18 protein-coding genes are annotated in these 16,873 nt (G+C 56.2%); 10 read left to right on the top strand and 8 right to left on the bottom strand.

Going from position 1 to position 16,873, the window contains the following annotated elements; translation table 11 throughout:
- Nucleotides 1–35 precede the first annotated feature (35 nt).
- The 3 genes from ACTQY1_RS01570 to ACTQY1_RS01560 all read left to right on the top strand — a co-directional run bounded on the left by ACTQY1_RS01570 (nucleotide 36) and on the right by ACTQY1_RS01560 (nucleotide 2,665).
- The gene (locus tag ACTQY1_RS01570; RefSeq protein ID WP_276693213.1) at nucleotides 36–536 is read left to right on the top strand and encodes a flavodoxin family protein; all 501 of its coding nucleotides are present in this window, start codon (nucleotides 36–38) and stop codon (nucleotides 534–536) included.
- A 73-nt stretch (nucleotides 537–609) separates the two neighbouring features.
- Entirely contained in the window at nucleotides 610–1,950 is a 1,341-nt protein-coding gene (locus ACTQY1_RS01565; RefSeq protein ID WP_441373746.1) for an SGNH/GDSL hydrolase family protein, read from the top strand.
- Nucleotides 1,951–2,032: 82 nt separating this feature from the next.
- Nucleotides 2,033–2,665, top strand: a complete 633-nt coding sequence (locus tag ACTQY1_RS01560) for a flavodoxin (protein WP_022487317.1) — start codon at nucleotides 2,033–2,035, stop codon at nucleotides 2,663–2,665.
- 36 nt (nucleotides 2,666–2,701) lie between these two features.
- On the opposite strand, the gene ACTQY1_RS01555 is transcribed toward ACTQY1_RS01560, so the two are convergent.
- The 5 genes from ACTQY1_RS01555 to ACTQY1_RS01535 all read right to left on the bottom strand — a co-directional run bounded on the left by ACTQY1_RS01555 (nucleotide 2,702) and on the right by ACTQY1_RS01535 (nucleotide 6,684).
- The gene (locus ACTQY1_RS01555; protein WP_022487316.1) at nucleotides 2,702–2,842 is read right to left on the bottom strand and encodes a FeoB-associated Cys-rich membrane protein; all 141 of its coding nucleotides are present in this window, start codon (nucleotides 2,840–2,842) and stop codon (nucleotides 2,702–2,704) included.
- A gap of 121 nt (nucleotides 2,843–2,963) precedes the next feature.
- Entirely contained in the window at nucleotides 2,964–5,129 is a 2,166-nt protein-coding gene (feoB, locus tag ACTQY1_RS01550; protein WP_022487315.1) for a ferrous iron transport protein B, read from the bottom strand.
- Nucleotides 5,130–5,202: 73 nt separating this feature from the next.
- Nucleotides 5,203–5,430, bottom strand: coding sequence for a FeoA family protein (locus ACTQY1_RS01545; protein WP_022487314.1), 228 nt, complete (start codon nucleotides 5,428–5,430; stop codon nucleotides 5,203–5,205).
- A 19-nt stretch (nucleotides 5,431–5,449) separates the two neighbouring features.
- A complete protein-coding gene (locus ACTQY1_RS01540) occupies nucleotides 5,450–5,662 on the bottom strand; it encodes a FeoA family protein (protein ID WP_288310951.1) in 213 nt (70 codons plus the stop codon).
- 125 nt (nucleotides 5,663–5,787) lie between these two features.
- Entirely contained in the window at nucleotides 5,788–6,684 is an 897-nt protein-coding gene (locus ACTQY1_RS01535; RefSeq protein ID WP_022487312.1) for a DUF368 domain-containing protein, read from the bottom strand.
- 229 nt (nucleotides 6,685–6,913) lie between these two features.
- Here ACTQY1_RS01535 and map point away from each other — a divergent pair, with 229 nt between their 5' ends.
- Together map and ACTQY1_RS01525 are read left to right on the top strand one after the other, a co-directional pair.
- Nucleotides 6,914–7,732 carry a type I methionyl aminopeptidase gene (gene map / locus ACTQY1_RS01530; protein ID WP_288310950.1) on the top strand — a complete coding sequence of 273 codons (819 nt, stop codon included), beginning with the start codon at nucleotides 6,914–6,916 and terminating at the stop codon, nucleotides 7,730–7,732.
- 29 nt (nucleotides 7,733–7,761) lie between these two features.
- A complete protein-coding gene (locus ACTQY1_RS01525; protein ID WP_288310949.1) occupies nucleotides 7,762–8,277 on the top strand; it encodes a nitroreductase family protein in 516 nt (171 codons plus the stop codon).
- A gap of 44 nt (nucleotides 8,278–8,321) precedes the next feature.
- Here the strand turns inward: ACTQY1_RS01525 and ACTQY1_RS01520 are convergent, their stop codons facing one another.
- Complete coding sequence (locus ACTQY1_RS01520; protein WP_022487309.1) at nucleotides 8,322–8,852, bottom strand: cysteine hydrolase family protein; 531 nt, start codon at nucleotides 8,850–8,852, stop codon at nucleotides 8,322–8,324.
- A gap of 20 nt (nucleotides 8,853–8,872) precedes the next feature.
- Nucleotides 8,873–10,171 carry an HlyC/CorC family transporter gene (locus ACTQY1_RS01515; protein WP_022487308.1) on the bottom strand — a complete coding sequence of 433 codons (1,299 nt, stop codon included), beginning with the start codon at nucleotides 10,169–10,171 and terminating at the stop codon, nucleotides 8,873–8,875.
- 84 nt (nucleotides 10,172–10,255) lie between these two features.
- Here ACTQY1_RS01515 and ACTQY1_RS01510 point away from each other — a divergent pair, with 84 nt between their 5' ends.
- From ACTQY1_RS01510 to ACTQY1_RS01500, 3 genes are read left to right on the top strand one after another with little or no spacing between them, the layout of a single operon-like run.
- Complete coding sequence (locus ACTQY1_RS01510) at nucleotides 10,256–10,936, top strand: M48 family metallopeptidase (RefSeq protein WP_195839651.1); 681 nt, start codon at nucleotides 10,256–10,258, stop codon at nucleotides 10,934–10,936.
- Complete coding sequence (locus ACTQY1_RS01505; RefSeq protein WP_441368842.1) at nucleotides 10,933–11,889, top strand: serine hydrolase; 957 nt, start codon at nucleotides 10,933–10,935, stop codon at nucleotides 11,887–11,889. The genes ACTQY1_RS01510 and ACTQY1_RS01505 overlap by 4 nt, the downstream gene beginning before the upstream one ends.
- On the top strand, nucleotides 11,886–13,286 hold the full coding sequence (locus ACTQY1_RS01500; RefSeq protein WP_022487305.1) for an NAD(P)/FAD-dependent oxidoreductase: 1,401 nt from the start codon (nucleotides 11,886–11,888) through the stop codon (nucleotides 13,284–13,286). Before ACTQY1_RS01505 ends, ACTQY1_RS01500 begins: the two co-directional genes overlap by 4 nt.
- Nucleotides 13,287–13,332: 46 nt before the next feature.
- Here ACTQY1_RS01500 and ACTQY1_RS01495 read toward each other — a convergent pair whose 3' ends face one another.
- On the bottom strand, nucleotides 13,333–14,037 hold the full coding sequence (locus ACTQY1_RS01495) for a LytR/AlgR family response regulator transcription factor (protein ID WP_022487304.1): 705 nt from the start codon (nucleotides 14,035–14,037) through the stop codon (nucleotides 13,333–13,335).
- 191 nt (nucleotides 14,038–14,228) lie between these two features.
- Between ACTQY1_RS01495 and ACTQY1_RS01490 the strand changes: the two genes are divergently transcribed.
- The gene (locus tag ACTQY1_RS01490) at nucleotides 14,229–15,104 is read left to right on the top strand and encodes a DUF2971 domain-containing protein (RefSeq protein WP_022487303.1); all 876 of its coding nucleotides are present in this window, start codon (nucleotides 14,229–14,231) and stop codon (nucleotides 15,102–15,104) included.
- 11 nt (nucleotides 15,105–15,115) lie between these two features.
- Entirely contained in the window at nucleotides 15,116–16,636 is a 1,521-nt protein-coding gene (locus ACTQY1_RS01485; RefSeq protein ID WP_022487302.1) for a hypothetical protein, read from the top strand.
- Nucleotides 16,637–16,873: the final 237 nt, after the last annotated feature.

Raw genomic sequence — 16,873 nt, 5'->3', positions numbered from 1 at the left:
CAGCAGGGAGAAGAATAAAGGAAAGCGGGAAAAATATGTCCAAGATGCTGATTGTCTATTATTCCTGGTCCAACGGGAATACGAAAAAGATTGCGGAAGAACTGCAGAAGGCAACCGGGGCCGATCTTGCCAGGATCGATACCCTGAGTGCCTACAAGAATCAAAGCTACGATGAAGTAGTCCGGGAATCGGAAAAGGATATCGCCAAAGGGTACAAGCCGGAACTGGCCCCTCTGTATTTCCACCTGAAGGACTACGACACGGTGGCGGTGGGCACCCCTACCTGGTGGTATACCATGGCTCCGGCCATGAAGACCTTCCTGGAAAGCCAGGATTTCACCGGGAAGAAAGCGGCCTTTTTTGCCACCCACGGAGGCTGGCCCGGCCATGCCCTGAAGGATATGGAAAAAGCCTGTAAAGGGGCTTCTTTCGGTCCGGAACTGACCATCCAGTTCGATTCCACCGGCGGCAGCCGTCAGGTGACCAGCCAGGACAAAGTGGAAGAGTGGATCCGGAAAGTACAGGGATGGAAGTAAGCATCCCATTGGCCGCGGTCTGCGCCGCTGGATGTAAAGCAAACAGAGTAAAGCTGTGAAAGGGGAAAGCATCATGGAAAGAAAAATACTGCCCGGCCTGGAAAAAAAGGCCCTGGGCATGAGTCTTCTGGCACTGGCGGCCGTTCCGGTGATCCTGGTCAGTTCCTGTACGGTGCGCCGGGCAGCAGGGCTTTCCCCTGTGGCAGCGATGAACCGCCAGGCAATGGTGGAAGCGTCCCGGGCGAATCTGGGCCTACTCACCTGGCCGGAACAGTTGGATGCTGTCCGGTATGAACTGGAACTTTTGGACGGGATTCCTCTAAATCTGGATCCCGCCCGGGAAGCAGACCATGCCTTATATCGGAACAGCCGGGTCTATTCCGCCCAGGCCCTGCTGCCTCTGGAGGAACTACGGAAGAAACAGACGACCGGCGTCCTGTATTACCGGGTACGGGCTTTTGACCTGGATGGCCGGCCTCTGGGGAACTATTCCCAGCCGGCGGCCGTTGAGAGCAGCCTGCGGAAAGTGGAACGGAATGCCCCGGTGCCTCGGAGCCGGATGGAGGATACCAATGGCTCCCTGCTGCTTTATCCTGTCTATGCCTATACCGGGAACCCGGGAGCAGTCCAGTACGAAGTGGAAGTAACGGACCGGATGCCAGAGAATACGGAAGGGACCGCACCTTCCCGGTATCGGGTCTTTGCCCAGGTCACCTCTCTTACGGATCTGTATGACGAGGCACCCCGGCTGGGGACCTATTACTGGCGGGTCCAGGGCATGGACAAGGAGGGGAATCCGGTGGGCCAGTGGAGCCTGCCCCAGAAGTTCACCACCCTGCCTTCCCGGAAAATCCGGGTGGGCATCTACGGTGACAGCATTTCCCACGGAGGAGGACATCTTTCTTTCAGTCCCGTGGATTATGCCTACAGCTACAGCCATTATCTGGCCTTTCCTACAGTGAACCTTTCGGAAAGCGGGGATACCAGCGCCATGATGGTGGAGCGGTTCGAACGGGATGTGCGGTCCTTCCCTCTGAAGTACCTGCTGATCCTGGGAGGCACCAACAGCCTCCGGGCAGGGGTGCCGGCAGAAGAAGTGATCCATGATCTGGACGAGATCGGCCGGAAGGCGGAAGCCCTGGGTATCCGTCCCATCTATCTCACCCTGCCGCCCATCAATCCCGCCAACATCCAGAAAGCTTTTGACGAACCCACCGCCGACAATTGGCGTCAGTCCTTTGCCCAGGTGAATGCCTACATCCGCAACCGGGACCATATCGACGTGGCGGCCTCCTTTGAAAATGGGGGAGACCTGCCTACGGAACTGGCCCTGGACGGAATCCACGGCGACTGGAATATGAAACAGGAAATGGCTCAGGTGATCAATGAGGGGATGAAAAGATTCGGTGTGTAGGAATCCTAAAACGTTCCTTCTCATGGCAGTGACTGCCGGTATACAATAAAAATAACGTGGAGAAGGTAAGGAGGAAAACAATATGAAGTGGAAAAAAGCAATCTCTATCGTCTGCATGGCGCTGTCTCTGCTGGCGGTTACGGCCTGCGGCGGACAGCAGGCTGCCCAGAATGGCGGGGGCAAGGCAGTGGGTACGGCGGCTGCGGAAAAGGCCCCGGCCAAGGCCAAAAAGGTGCTGGTGGTCTATTACACCAATACCCACCGGACGGAACAGGTGGCCAAGACCATTGCCGGGGAAACCGGCGGGGATCTGTACCTGCTGGATCTGGAAAAGCCCTATACGCCGGCAGATCTGGATTACAACAACAAAAGCGCCCGGGTCTACAAGGAACATGATGACGCCAGTCTGCGGAACGTGGCTCTGAAGAACGCCAAACCGGCCAACTGGCAGGACTATGACACCGTATTCGTGGGCTATCCCATCTGGTGGGGCATTGCCGCCTGGCCCATGGATACCTTCGTAAAGAGCAACGATTTTACCGGCAAGGCGGTGATCCCCTTTGCCACCGCCTACAGTTCCGGCCTGGGCAGCAGCGCCGACCAGCTGAAGGAAATGGCCGGCAGCAAAGGCACCTGGCTCCAGGGACGCTGTTTTACCGGCACCATCCAGGACAGCCAGGTGAAGGACTGGGTGAAGAGTTTGGGAGTGAAATAAAAAACGGGGCTGTTGCTTATGCAACAGCCCCGTTTTTTATTTCTTCCCCCTGCAAAGTCCACAGCTTCCGCAGTTTCCTCCGCAGCAACTTTTCCCTGCCTTGTGGTCTTTGTACATCTTGCGGATCACTGCCGCAACGATGAGAAAGAGCACCAGGCCCACAACAAATGTACCCATAGGTCATTTCTCCTTTTATGCATTGGCAGACGCTTTGCATCTGCCTTCCTTCGGTCGCTGACCGTTGACAGCTGACTGTTGACAAAACGGGGGTGTGGAATCCCCACACCCCCATTATACCTTATTCCGTTACATCCGCCGCATCTTTGATCTGGATTTCTCCGTTGTACTTGGGAGCCGGACGGCACAGCAGGTAGACCATGATGGCCAGTACCACACAGGCGGCTGCCGTACCCAGGGTGAAGGTGCCGGTGGAAACGAAGCTGCCGAACTGATAGAACATCAGGGCCATGCAGTAGGCGAAACCGCACTGGTAGCCGATGGCGATCAGGGTCCAGCGGCCGTTGTTCATTTCCCGTTTGATGGCGCCCATGGCAGCCACACAGGGAGCGCACAGCAGGTTGAACACCAGGAAGGAGTAGGCGCTGAGCACCGAGAAGTCCTGGGCAAAGGTGCCCCAGAATTCCTGGCCGTCTTCTGCGGCATCTGCCAGCCCGTACAGGATCCCGAAGGTCCCTACCAGGTTTTCCTTGGCAATCAGCCCGGTGAAGGCAGCCACAGCAGCTTTCCAGTCACCCCAGCCCAGGGGAGCGAAGATCCAGGCCACTTTGGAACCAATGAAGGCCAGGATACTTTCGTTCAGGGCATCTTCCTCCAGCATGGTGAAGGCACCGTCGTCCCAGCCAAAGCTGGACAGGAACCACACCAGGATGGTGGACAGCAGGATCACAGTGCCGGCCTTCTTGATGAAGGAGGAGCTCCGTTCCCAGACGCTGCGGCCGATGTTCCCCAGGGTGGGCATGTGGTAGGGGGGCAGTTCCATAACGAAGGGAGCCGGATCACCGGCAAACAGTTTGGTCTTTTTCAGGATGATCCCGGAAAGGATGATGGAGAAGATCCCCACAAAGTAAGCGGAAGGAGCCACCCACCATTCTCCGTGGAAGTAAGCCCCGGCGATCAGGGCGATAATGGGCATCTTGGCGGAGCAGGGGATCATGGTGGTGGTCATGATGGTCATCCGCCGGTCGGATTCGTTTTCAATGGTACGGGAAGCCATGATCCCGGGCACGCCGCAGCCGGAGCCGATCAGCATGGGGATGAAGGATTTCCCGGACAGGCCGAACTTCCGGAAAGCCCGGTCCAGGATGAAAGCGATACGGGCCATATAGCCGCAGGCTTCCAAAAAGGCCAGGAAGATGAACAGCACCACCATCTGGGGCACAAAGCCCAGCACGGCGCCCACCCCGGAAATGATTCCGTCCACGATCAGCCCGTCCAGCCAGTCAGCCACTTCCAGGCTTTCCATCAGATCATGGGCAGCCGGGATGATCATGTCTCCAAACAGGGTGTCATTGACCCAGTCCGTAGCATCCGTCCCGATGGTGGTCACCGATACGTAATAGACCAGGAACATAATGGCGGCAAAAATAGGGAGGGCCAGCCACCGGTTGGTGACGATCTTGTCGATTTTATCGGAGGTGGTCAGTTTGCCTTTGCTCTTTTTGATGTTGCATTCATGGATAATGGAGCTGATGTATTTGTACCGTTCGTTGGTGATGATGCTTTCCGCATCGTCGTCCATTTCCTGTTCCACCGCTTCAATGTCCCCGTCGATGTGGTCGATGACGGACTGGGGCAGCTTCAAGGCTTCTTGGACTTTTTCATCCCGTTCGAACAGTTTGATGCCATACCACCGTTCCTGATGGGCCGGGAGCATTCCCTGGGTGGCTTCTTCAATGTGGGCCAGGGCGTGTTCCACAGGGCCGTCGAAGGAATGTCTGGCCACCATCACCTGCTGGTGTTTGGCCACCTTGGCGGCCAGGTCTGCGGCTTCCTTGATCCCTTCCCCGGTACGGGCGGAGATTTCGATCACCTGACAGCCCATTTTCTGGGACAGCTTGTCGATATTGATGATGTCCCCGTTTTTCCGGACCATGTCCATCATGTTTACGGCCATCACCATGGGGATCCCCAGTTCAGCCAGCTGGGTGCTGAGATACAGGTTCCGTTCCAGGTTGGTCCCGTCCACAATGTTCAGGATGGCATCCGGCCGTTCCTTCACCAGGTAGGTCCGGGAAACCACTTCTTCCAGAGTGTAGGGGGAGAGGGAATAAATGCCGGGCAGGTCCTGGATGATCACATCCGGATGGCCCATGAGTTTTCCTTCTTTTTTCTCCACGGTAACCCCGGGCCAGTTCCCGACGAACTGATTGGAACCCGTCAGGGCGTTGAACAGGGTGGTCTTGCCGGTATTGGGGTTCCCGGCAAGGGCAATCTTGAATTCCATAAATCGTGACCTTCTTTCCCATCTATTACTAATTTTAAAATCAGTTAGAAAAAGCTAATAAAAAGATAAAAAATTACAGCTCTTTCACTTCCACCATTTCCGCATCGGCTTTCCGCAGGGACAGTTCATAGCCCCGCACGTTGAGTTCCACCGGATCTCCCAGAGGCGCCACCTTCCGGATGTGCACCGGAGTCCCTTTGGTGATGCCCATATCCATGATCCGGCGCTTGATGGCTCCGGTGCCATGGAGTTTTACCACTTCGTAATCTTTGCCTGTCAAGGCGTCTTTCAGAGTTGTCATTGTGATGTTCCTCCTGCTGTTACTGTACTGTGATTTTGGCGGCCATTTCCATACTGATGGCCACCCGGGATTCCCGGATGTTCAGGATCAGCCCGCTGGGGGTATGCTGGACAATGGAGATCAACGCACCCTGGGTGATGCCCAGGTTTTCCAGGTGGGTACGGACCTTGGGGGAACCGCCTACCCGCAGGACGGTCAGGTCCCTGCCAGCGTCGGCAAATGTCAAAGGCATGATGCTACCTCTTTTCACAATTTATTTATGAAACCTAATCTTCATACGTGATATGTTAGCACACACTAACGAAAGAGTCAACAAAAATAGCAAAAAAGGGCTGTTGCTCATGCAACAGCCCTTTTTTATTCCTCCGGCTTCAGTTTCTTTTCCGTAAACGCCTTCAATCCATTGAGGGCTGCCAGGAACACGCCGCCCATGAGGAACCAGAAAATGTGGAAAGTTTCCCAGGTCATGGCAGGCTGGGGCACTTTCAGGGTGGTGGGGCCCTGGGCAATGGCGTACAGGGATCCGACCATCAGCCCAAGGATGAAGTACACCATGGCGGCCCGGTGGTTGTCCAGGGCGTTCTTCACCAGCTTGATGATCCCTACGATCCCGGCCAGCACCCCAAATCCGAAGATGCACAGCACCGGGAAATAGGACAGGTTCATGTGGAGGAATTCCTTGATGGCGCTGATGATGGGCACATACAGCCCGAAAATAAGCAGCATGGTGGATCCGGAAATCCCCGGCAGCACCATGGCACAGATGGCGATCATGGCGCAGACGAAAATGTATCCGCCCAAAAAGGGCGTCAGATGGGCGATTTCCACATTGGTACCCTGGCCACCGGTGGGGTTCACCGCAGCGATCACCAGTACCAGCACGATCCCCAGGATCATGTAGATGATCCTGCTGGTACGCCGGAGGCATTCCTTTTCTTCCTTGATAATAAGGGGCAGGGAGAAAATGGAGAAGCCCAGGAACAGGGAACTGAGCTCATAGATCCGGCTGGTGAACAGACTGGCAATCACCAGCACCGAAGATCCCATGCCGATGAACCAGCCCATGCCCAGCTTGGCCAGGAACCGGATGCCCTCCCGCTTCAGCTCCCGGCTGCCGTGGGTGAGTACATACAGGGAACTGATGAATTCATCATAGAAACCCAGTACAAAGGCGATGGTACCGCCGGATACCCCGGGGACGCTGTCGGCCAGGGCCATGCAGAAGCCCCGGACCATGTTCAGGAACAGATCCATAGTAGTTCATCCTTTCTGGGGCCAGGCCCCTCTGTCTTTTCCTTATTATAAGCAATGGGGTTAAACAATTCCGAAACAAACAGGAAAAAAATCGGCAAGATTTGTGTTATAATGATTCATCGGACTGACTGTTTAGCCGGTCCGGACAATGAGACTCTATTATATCGTATTTTGGAAGAAAATAGAATAGCGCAGGGAAATCTCTTTTCCGCGCAAAGGAGGATGCAGGTTGGACAGAAGCGAACTGAAACTGAAACTGATGGAATATGCCGCCAAAGGCTATGAAGTGCCCCGGATGGACATGATCAAGACTCCGGAACAGATCGAAGGGATCCGGAAAGCCGGAAAGGTGAATTCAGAAGTGCTGGATGCGGTGGAAAAAAACATCAAAGTGGGGATGACCACCGACGACATCAACACCATTGTGTATGATACCACGGTGAAGCTCCACGCCATTCCCGCCTGCCTGAACTACGAAGGGTTCCCCAAATCCGTGTGTACCTCCGTCAACGATGTGATCTGCCACGGAATCCCGGATCCCAAACAGGTGCTGAAAAGCGGGGACATTGTGAACGTGGACGCCACCACCATTTTCGACGGTTATGTGGGGGATGCCTCCCGGATGTTCATGCTGGGCCGGGTGCCGGCGGAACGGAAGAACCTGGTGGGCATTACCAAAGAATGCCTGAAGCGGGGCATGGAAAACGCCGTAGGCTGGAAGAACACCCTGGGGGACATCGGGGCGGCCATCCAGAGCTTTGCCCAGAAACACGGATGCAGCGTGGTCCGGGAATTCGGCGGTCATGGTGTGGGACTGGAAATGCACGAAGATCCCTTTGTGTCCCATGTGGGGAAACGGAAAACCGGCATGCTGCTGGTGCCGGGCATGGTGATCACCATCGAACCCATGATCAACGCCGGCACGCCGGAACTGTGGATCGACGAACTGAACGGCTGGACCGTCCACACCGCCGACGGCAAAGACAGCGCCCAGTGGGAACACACCCTCCTGATCACAGAAGGGGAACCGGAAGTGCTGAGCTGGTAAGCCATCAAAAAACGAAAGGATGAAAGAAAATGACCTTCATGGACCTGGCCAAAGCCAGATATTCTGTACGGAAATTCAGTGACAAACCCATCGAAAAAGAAAAAATGGACGCCATCCTGGAAGCGGGACGGATCGCGCCCACCGGCCACAATTATCAGCCCTACCGGGTGTACGTGCTCCAGAGCCCAGAAGCCCTGGAAAAGATCCGGGGACTGAGCCGGTGCGCCTTCAATGCACCGGTGGTGCTCATGGTCACCGTCCGGAAGGACGAGGAATGGGTGAACCCCTTTGAACACAGCATCCGTGCCGGGGAACAGGACGCCAGCATCGTGGCCACCCATATGATGCTGGAAGCCTGGGAACAGGGCATCGGGTCCTGCTGGGTGAACTACTTCCCGGTGACCCAGACTGCCGATGCCTTCGGCCTGGAACTGAACGAAGTACCCCTGCTGCTCATGCCCATGGGCTACGCCGCAGAAGGAGTCCACGCCGCCCATCTCCACACGGAACGGAGAAGCAACGAGGAATTGGTGAAGGTGTTGTAAAAAATGGGGCTGTTGCGTATGTGCAACAGCCCCATTTCTTTTTTTTATTCCACCACCACCTGACAGCTCCTCATGGTGGCGAGGGCCGCCTGATGGCTTTCTTCCGTTACTCCTGCACAGCATTGGCTGTCCACCCGGATCTCCACTTCCGGCAGGGCTGCCTTCAGCAGCAGGGCATTGCTCACTACGCAGATGTCCGTGCACAGGCCGATGAGCTCGATGCTCTGGATGGGCTGCTTCCGGTTCAGTTCCTTCAGGTCTTCCGCCAGTTTCACCGAACCGAAGGAGGGCTTCTGGATCACCGGCCAGTGATGTTCCTGCTGGAGTTTTTCCAGGGCCGGGATCAGTTTCCAGCCTGGGGTCCCCTTGATGCAGTGCTTCACCGGCAGCCGTTTTCCTTCCTGGGTCTCCAGGTAATCCTCCCCGTGGGTATCCTGGGTGAAAATCACCTTCCCGGGGAAATGGGCCACCTTCCTCAGCACCGCCGGGGTAATGGCCTGGGCCGCTTCCGACCCCAGGCTCCCGCCCACAAAGTCATTCTGCATATCCACCACGATCAAAAAACGGTTTTCCATACCAACCACATCCTTTTCATTCACTCTTCACTTTTATCCTTCTTCACCGGCCGCACTTCCACGATGATCTCCTGGACCCGGTGCTCATTGGCCTGGGTCACCGTCACGTGGAGGTTCCGGCAGTCGAAGGTATCGCCCTTTTTGGGAATGGTCTCCAGGGTATCCACCACCCAGCCGCTGATGGAATTGTTCTCCAGGCCGTAATCATCGATATCCAGATCCAGATACTTGAACAGGTCGAACAGGTTGGCGTTCTGGGAATTGGAGGAGCAGGAAACCAGGTACCGGTTCTTCCCCAGTTTCCGGAAGGAAGAAACCGCCTTGTCGTGCTCGTCCCAGATTTCGCCCACCAGTTCCTCCACAATGTCTTCCGTGGTCACCAGCCCCCGGACGGTGCCGTAGCTGTCCATCACCATGGCCATTTCCACCTTGGCCTCCTGGAGGGTCTTCAGCACTCGGGAAATCTTGGTGGACTGGTGGACCAGGGCTGCCTTCTTGATCAGCTTCTGCAGGCTGCAGTGGGGGTCCTGGAGATAGGCTGCCAGGAAATCCTTGGCGTGGAGGATCCCCACAATCTCGCTGTAGTCATCCTTGAATACCGGCAGACGGGAAAAACCGTGGCTGCCAAACAGCTTCAGGGCTTCTTCGCTGCCTTCCGAAATATCCATGGCCACCATGTCCACCCGGGGCGTCATGATTTCCCGGACCCGGATGTCGCTGAATTCGATGGCGCTTTTGATCAGCAGGCTGTCCTGCTTGTTGATGCCGCCCCCGTGTTCCACTTCGTCCACCATCAGCAGCAGTTCATCTTCCGTGGCGAACCGGTGGGAAACCTTTTTCCGCAGGCACCGGTTGAAAAGGTTCTTCATGATCCGGAACAGAAAATTCAAAGGAGCGAACAGCACCACCAGCACACTGAGCAGGCCGGAACAGTCCATGGCGTATTTTTCCGGGGCATCGCTGGCCACGCTTTTGGGGATGATTTCCCCGAAAATCAGGATCACAATGGTGGTGAACACCGTGGCCAGGGCCAGACCGGAAGGACCGAAGGCCGCCGTGGAAACCGCCGCCGCCAGGGAAGCGGTGGCAATGTTCACCACGTTGTTCCCGATCAGGATAGTGGACAGGGCGTCGTCAAAATGGTCCAGCAGCCGAAGAGCTTTCCGGGCCTTTTTGCTGCCGCTTTTGGCCTGGTTCTTCAGCCGCAGCTTGTTGGACCCGGTAAGAGCCGTCTCTGAAGCGGAAAAAAAGGCGGACAGGGATATAAACACAATCAGGATCAGCGTCAGGGCTGATGTGGGTATTTGCAGATCATCCATAGTATTACACTTCCTCCGTATAATACTGATATTATAGGAGAAAGTATGACAGTGGTCAATGTTCTATGCTATAATAGGAAAGCTATGGTTGCTGAATCTTTACTGAAAAATGCCCGGATCATCCAGTCCTTCCGCCGGAGCATCGGCTTCGAGGTGGTGGAGGACGGCACCCTGGTGCTGCGGGTCCCTTACGGGATCTCCTCCCAGGAACTGCTCCGGATTGTGGCAAAAAAAGAAAAATGGATTGCCGGGGCCCAGGCCAGGGTCCGCCGGGAACGGGAAGAGCATCACACCCTGCGCCTTCAGGACGGGGAAACTTTCCTGCTCTTCGGCCGTCCCTGCACCCTCCGTCTCCGGCCCGGAACCGGGTTCTCTTACCGGAAAGAAGAAGGCCTTTTGGAGATGGGGGACCAGGAGACACGGGAGAACCTGGCCCGGTTCCTGATCGGCCAGCTGCGTCCGGTGCTTGGGGAACTGGTGAGCCGGTATGCCTCCCAGATGGGTCTCAGGCTGCCGGTGGTCAAATGCAGCCGGGCCAAAAAAAGATGGGGGTACTGTAACTGGAAGGGGGAAATCGGGTTCTCCTGGCCCCTGGTATTCTGCCCCCGGGAAGTCATAGCCTATGTGGTGGTCCATGAACTGTGCCACATCCGGAATATGTCCCACAACAAAGCCTTCTGGCAGGCGGTGGCCCAGGTGCTGCCGGATTACCGGGAACGGGAAAACTGGCTGAAGGTCCACAGAAAGGTCATGAGTACATTATGAGCATCAACAAAAAAATCATCCTTTGTTTCATTGCCCTGGTTGTGGTGGGGACGGTCTCTCTGACCCTTCTCCACCGGAGTCCCAAATATCAGGAACAGCAGCAGGCCCAGAATGCCCAGACGGTCCATTCCCAGGACACCAAGCTGCCCTATGACTATCTGAACAACGTGATCGCCCAGAGCGGTGCCGCCTGTTCTGTGTACTACCATTCCCTGGAAAATGACGATGTATTCTACAACTATTCCGGTAAAATGCCCGCCGGGGATCTGGCCCGGCTTTATGTGGCCGCCGGGGTCCTCCGGCAGGTGGAAGACGGGGACCTGTCCCTGGACGAAGTGTACACCATCCGGGAAAAAGACCGGAAGCCGGCCAGCCCGGTACTGGGGAAAGTCCCTGCGGGCAGCCGGGTCACCATCCGGAACCTGCTGGAAGACATGGTGCTCCAGAATGATACCACCGCCCTGTACAAGTTGATCTGGATTGCCGGCCGGGAAGACCTGAACCAGTGGCTGTCCAAAGAGGGGTATGCGGATACGGAAATCGGCACCACCCAGCTGCCCCAGGGAGAAAACAGTCAGGATACCCTGGCTCCCGGGGAAAAACGCCGGCTCAGCTACACCTCTGTCAACGATACAGTGAATCTGCTCACCCGGCTGTACCAGGGGAAGGCGGTTTCCCAGAAGCAGGATGCCTACCTGATGGAACTGCTCCGGAAACAGCCGGACCGGAACCTCCTGGGAGCCCTGCTGCCCAAAAAGGTGAAGATCGCCGGGGTTCAGTCCGACCAGAATCAGCAGCTGGGCGCCGCAGGAATCGTCTATGCCAAGGAAAAATACGTGCTGGTAGTCATGATGGACAAGGCCGTCCGTCCGGAAGAGAGCCGCAAGACCATCAATCAGCTTTCCTCCATTATCTTCAATACCGTCAACGACAAAGAGGTGTTCAAAAAATGATGAAAAAAGTCGATGTAGCAATTATTGGCGGGGGTCCTGCCTCCATTTACGCCGCTTATGAATTTGTCCTGAAATACCCCAAGGCCCAGGTGCTGATCCTGGAAGAAGGCCATGCCATTGATTTCCGCAGCTGTCCCATTATCGCCGGGAAAGTGGAAAAATGCGTCCGCTGCACCCCCTGCAGCATTATGCGGGGATTCGGGGGCGCCGGGGCTTTTTCCGACGGCAAGTACAATTTCACCACTGAATTCGGAGGCTGGCTCAGTGATTACATCCCCAAAAAGACCGTGATGGATCTCATCGACTACGTGGATGAAATCAACCTGAAGCACGGGGCGCCCGGAGAAGTGTATTCCACCAAGAACTGCAAAATCGGACGGCTGGCCCTGGGCCATGACCTGCACCTGCTGAACGCCAAAGTGCGGCACCTGGGTACTGACAACAACCGGAAACTGATGGCCAGCATCTACCGGTTCCTGCTGGATCACGGAATCCAGATCCAGTGCGACACCCAGGTGGATACCTTCCATCCCTGTGAAGAGGGCTATGAGGTGGTGCTCAAGGACAGCCCGGACACCATCCGGTGCACCTATCTCATCGGGGCTCCCGGCCGGGCCGGGGCGGAATGGTTCTCCGGCCAGTGCGAAAAGCTGGGGTTGGAACTGACCAACAACCAGGTGGACGTGGGGGTCCGGGTGGAAGTACCGGCCGCCGTGTTCCAACACATTACCGACGAAGTGTACGAAGCCAAGCTGGTGTATCGGACCAAAGGGTACGGGGATCGGGTACGGACCTTCTGCATGAACCCCAACGGCTATGTGGTGGCAGAAAACACCGACGGCATCGTCACCGTTAACGGCCACAGCTTCAGCGACCCCAAAAAGAACAGCGGCAACACCAACTTTGCCCTCCTGGTGAGCAACCGGTTCACGGAACCTTTCAAGGAACCCCACCGGTATGGCAAACACATCGCTTCCCTGTCCAACATGCTGGGAGGCGGTGTGCTGGTCCAGCGGTTCGGGGACCTGATCAAAGGCCGGCGGACCAACGCCCACCGGCTGAGCCAGAGCTTCCTCCGGCCCACCCTCAATGCGGTGCCCGGGGATCTGAGCCTGGTGCTGCCCAAACGCCATCTGGACAACATCATCGAAATGATTTACGCCCTGGACAAAGTGGCGCCGGGTACCGCCAACGACGACACCCTGCTCTACGGGGTGGAAGTGAAGTTCTACAGCGCCCGGCTGGAACTGGATGACCAGCTGGAAACCAAACTGCCCAACTTCTTCGCCATCGGGGACGGGGCCGGCATCACCCGGGGCCTGAGCCAGGCCAGCGCCAGCGGCGTCTACGTGGCCCGGATCATCGGGGAGAGAATGAAGGGTTCATCAGGCCATTGACAATTGACTATTGACCATTGACGGGGTGCTGCGCAGCAGCACCCCATTATTCTATATTCTGCCTCTTCAAACTCTCCCGCAGCTCCCTGGACCGGTGCTTGGACAGGGGCAGGACGCTGCCGTTCAGCAGGGTCACTTCACGGCCCCACACATTCCGCACCCACTGGAGATTAAGCACATAGCTCCGGTGGATCCGCATGAAATTGAACCGGCCCAGCTGCTTTTCCAGCCCGCCCAGGGTCTCCCGGTACTCATAGTTTCCCAGGGCGGTCACCACCTGGATCCGGGACCCCAGGGCCTTGAAATAGATCACGTCCTTCAGGGGGAACCGGTGGAGTCCCTGCCAGTTGGAAAAAACAAAGGTATAGCAGCTGTTCCGGCGTTTCCGGATCAGTTCCTGCAGGTCCCGGTGGAGAATCCGGGGAGGAAAGGGGTGGGGGTAGCACCGGTACAGGGGCACCTCATACCCGGCCAGAGAATCCTGGAAACTGTTGGAAATCAGGGAAATGGGCATCTGGGGATCAAAAGAACGGATTTTCCGGGCCAGGGCCAGATTCCGGTGGTCCTGCTGGAAGGGTCCCAACAGCACCAGGTTGTAGCAGCACCCCTGGCGGCAGTCCCGGAGCAGCGCCTGCTCCCCCAAAAAGGTATGGATGCTCAGGACATCGGATGGATTGGGCAGTTTGAGAATGTTGTCAGTGAGCTGGGTGAGAATTTGGGGATTGCTGTCACAAATGGCAATGTGGAACATGATGGGGCCTCCGTTCTTGAAAATTGTAAAAAAGTAGACACTTGTACAGTATAACACGAATGTTCTAAAAAAGCAGAAAATTATTTTATTTCATGGATTCCCCGAGCATTTTTTTGACGGGTACGGTATAATAACTGGTGGAATACTCCAGGCCACCCCGGAAAGGAAACCTGGAAGAAAGAAGGCGCACCATGTCCACCTGTCAGGAAGATCAGATGATTTACCACTATTGCTCCACCAGCGGATTCTTCAATATTCTGCGCAACCAGTGCCTCTGGCTGACGGAAGCCTCTTTTACCAACGACGCATGGGAAAACAGGATGCTGGATCCCATTTTCGAACAGGCCCTGGAGGACCTGGCAGAAGAGGGGGAAGTCCGGCGGGATCAGCTGGACACTGCCCGGGATCTGTATTATCACCATTCCGCCTGCTTCATCTACCTGGGCTGTTTTTCCGAGGCCGGGGACATCCTGCCCCAGTGGCGGTCCTATGCGGACGACGGCCAGGGTTTTGCCATCGGCTTTTCTTCCCGGGAAATGGATTTCGACTGTTCCACCGTCCACCTCAATGCGGACTTCGCCAACAAGTACTACCTGAAAAAAGTCATCTATATGAAAGAAGGGTATGCAGAACACTTCCTGCCCCTGGCTAGGAACTGGATCCGCATGCGTCTGAACCGGGGAAAACACCTGAACGAACGGGAAATCCGCCGGGCCATTGCCGACGATGCGGCCTTTTCTTCCCTCCGGTACTACTGCAAGGACGCCAGCTTTGCCTCGGAAAAAGAACTCCGGGCCCTGTGGCTGCCGGTGCTGCTGAAGGACGAAGAGGGGAACATGGCCGCCGGGAACCGGAAAGCCTACCGGCAGATCCATTTCCGTCCGGAAGCCAGCCGGCTGGTGCCTTATACGGAAATGCCCTTTGCCAAAAGTGCCGTCCGGGAAGTGGTCCTGGGCCCGAAAAATGACATGAAAGACCATCCGGATATCCTGAAGATGTTCCTGGCTGCCAACGGCTATGACGACCGGAACGTCCGGATCCGGGTATCCAAAAGTTCCTATCGATAAAAGGAGAACCTATGCAGAATTTTGATTTTACCCAACCTTCCATCCTCCAGCGGCTGTATGATGCCCTGGATGAACGGGGCCGCCTGCCCCGGGAGTTTTCCCTCCGCCAGGCCATGGAACCGGAAGGTCCGGCCCAGGGGTTTTATTACAGTGACGGCTTCATGGAAGGGAACCTTACCGGGCTGGACAAGGGGGAAGAAGAAAGCCCGGAACTCCAGGAAATCCTTGGGCAGATCCTGGCCGGAGCATATGACCAGGCTGTCCAGGGGCTGAAAGCCTTCTTTGGAGAGGGAGAAGACCATCTGATGAATGCCTTTGTGCTGCCCCTCCAACAGGCGGTGGATGCTCAGCGGGAAGCCCTGGACCCGGAACCCCTTATCTGGTTTGCCCACCGGTTGCTCCAGGAGGCGGATCAGCCGGAAATCGTTAAATTCGCCCTGTCCCTGCTGGAATTCTTCGACCTCCAGGAAGAGGAAGATGTGGCGGAAGACATCCGGCTCCTGGCCCGGTGCAACGAATTTACCCTGTTCTGCGTCCGGAATTTTCTCCAGTGGACCGACGGCCAGGAAGAAATCTTCCGCACTGCCCGGCAGGTATACGGCTGGGGCCGGATCGCCGCCCTGGAACATCTGGATCCCCGGACTGCCCAGATCCGCCAGTGGATGCTGGAAGAAGGCTGGGACAACGATGTGAACCCGGAATACACCGCCCGGCTCCTGGCGGACCATGTGGATCTTTTGGGAGTGCTGGAACGGCCCACCCTCACCGCCAAAGCCTTTGAAGGGGCTGAAGCCCTGGTGGATGCCCTGCTGGTGGATGAACCGGTACCCGGGATTTCAGAGATGGCCCAGCCGGTGAAACTGCTTACGGAATTCCTCCGGCACTGTGGGGAACAGGAAAAAGAACTGGAAGACTACCAGGTGATCCTCCGGATCCTCCAGTATGCCACCAACAAACTGGAAGGCAAAGCCGGGGAAACGGTGAAACAGGCCTGCGGCAAGCTGCTCCTGTCCTTTGCCTGCGCCCAGACCGTCCAACAGGCCATGAAAAAAGGGGAAGGGTTCGACCTGGCCCGGACCCTGGATCTGCCCTATGCCCAGCAGGCGGTGGAACTGGTGCTCCAGGCCCCACTGGACCATGTGGACCTGCTGCCCTATGCCCTTACCGGGGACAGCCACCACGACCATCATGTGATGGAACTGTATGAAGACCTGATTCCCGGGTTCGAAGAAGTCTTTGGGCAGTGCCAGGAAGGGGAAGTGTCCCTCCAGGAACAGCTGGACGGGGTGTACATGGACCTGAACCGGATCCTCAGCCAGCTGTACGGCTTCCCGGGCACCGGAGAAAAGCTTTTCCAAACCGCTCTGAAATCTCCGGCCCTGATGAACCGGAACACCGCCCTGGAAATCCTCAACCAGTGGAAAGACCTGGGATACACCCTCAGTGATCCCATCCGGGAAGGTGTGGAACAGCTCCTGGTCCGGGAGAAAAACCAGGACGTAAAGGAAAAAGCGGAAAGGCTGTTAAAATAGTTGACAGCCTTTCCAATCTTTGCTATACTATACAAGCTTTCTCCTTGAGAAAGCAACAGACAATCGATTCTGCAGCAACGAAATGTTTCAACTGAAACACTGAAAGAAAAAAGTTGTTGACAAAGGAACGAAAGTCTGGTATTATATAGAAGCTGTCGCTGAGACAGCGAGACGAACTTTGAGAACTGAATATTGTTGACAGATGTGCGGGTCAAGTCACTTTTAGTGATGAGATCG

The sequence above is a fragment of the Acidaminococcus sp. HCP3S3_G9_1 genome (assembly GCF_052122455.1).
In the GTDB taxonomy this organism is placed as follows: Bacteria; Bacillota; Negativicutes; order Acidaminococcales; family Acidaminococcaceae; genus Acidaminococcus.
The sequence above is the reverse complement of the archived record's forward strand: the minus strand, read 5'-3'. Positions and strand labels throughout refer to the sequence as shown.

Bases quoted from the DNA above. Each gene is read 5' to 3' on its own strand.
- ACTQY1_RS01565 (WP_441373746.1), top strand. From the start codon at position 610: ATGGAAAGAAAAATACTGCCCGGCCTGGAAAAAAAGGCCCTGGGCATG.
- ACTQY1_RS01500 (WP_022487305.1), top strand. From the start codon at position 11,886: ATGATGAAAAAAGTCGATGTAGCAATTATTGGCGGGGGTCCTGCCTCC.
- ACTQY1_RS01535 (WP_022487312.1), bottom strand. From the start codon at position 6,684: ATGGATCTGTTCCTGAACATGGTCCGGGGCTTCTGCATGGCCCTGGCC.
- ACTQY1_RS01560 (WP_022487317.1), top strand. From the start codon at position 2,033: ATGAAGTGGAAAAAAGCAATCTCTATCGTCTGCATGGCGCTGTCTCTG.
- ACTQY1_RS01485 (WP_022487302.1), top strand. From the start codon at position 15,116: ATGCAGAATTTTGATTTTACCCAACCTTCCATCCTCCAGCGGCTGTAT.
- feoB (WP_022487315.1), bottom strand. From the start codon at position 5,129: ATGGAATTCAAGATTGCCCTTGCCGGGAACCCCAATACCGGCAAGACC.
- ACTQY1_RS01515 (WP_022487308.1), bottom strand. From the start codon at position 10,171: ATGGATGATCTGCAAATACCCACATCAGCCCTGACGCTGATCCTGATT.
- ACTQY1_RS01545 (WP_022487314.1), bottom strand. From the start codon at position 5,430: ATGACAACTCTGAAAGACGCCTTGACAGGCAAAGATTACGAAGTGGTA.
- ACTQY1_RS01490 (WP_022487303.1), top strand. From the start codon at position 14,229: ATGTCCACCTGTCAGGAAGATCAGATGATTTACCACTATTGCTCCACC.
- ACTQY1_RS01520 (WP_022487309.1), bottom strand. From the start codon at position 8,852: ATGGAAAACCGTTTTTTGATCGTGGTGGATATGCAGAATGACTTTGTG.
- ACTQY1_RS01495 (WP_022487304.1), bottom strand. From the start codon at position 14,037: ATGTTCCACATTGCCATTTGTGACAGCAATCCCCAAATTCTCACCCAG.
- ACTQY1_RS01505 (WP_441368842.1), top strand. From the start codon at position 10,933: ATGAGCATCAACAAAAAAATCATCCTTTGTTTCATTGCCCTGGTTGTG.
- ACTQY1_RS01540 (WP_288310951.1), bottom strand. From the start codon at position 5,662: ATGCCTTTGACATTTGCCGACGCTGGCAGGGACCTGACCGTCCTGCGG.
- ACTQY1_RS01510 (WP_195839651.1), top strand. From the start codon at position 10,256: ATGGTTGCTGAATCTTTACTGAAAAATGCCCGGATCATCCAGTCCTTC.
- ACTQY1_RS01525 (WP_288310949.1), top strand. From the start codon at position 7,762: ATGACCTTCATGGACCTGGCCAAAGCCAGATATTCTGTACGGAAATTC.
- ACTQY1_RS01555 (WP_022487316.1), bottom strand. From the start codon at position 2,842: ATGGGTACATTTGTTGTGGGCCTGGTGCTCTTTCTCATCGTTGCGGCA.
- ACTQY1_RS01570 (WP_276693213.1), top strand. From the start codon at position 36: ATGTCCAAGATGCTGATTGTCTATTATTCCTGGTCCAACGGGAATACG.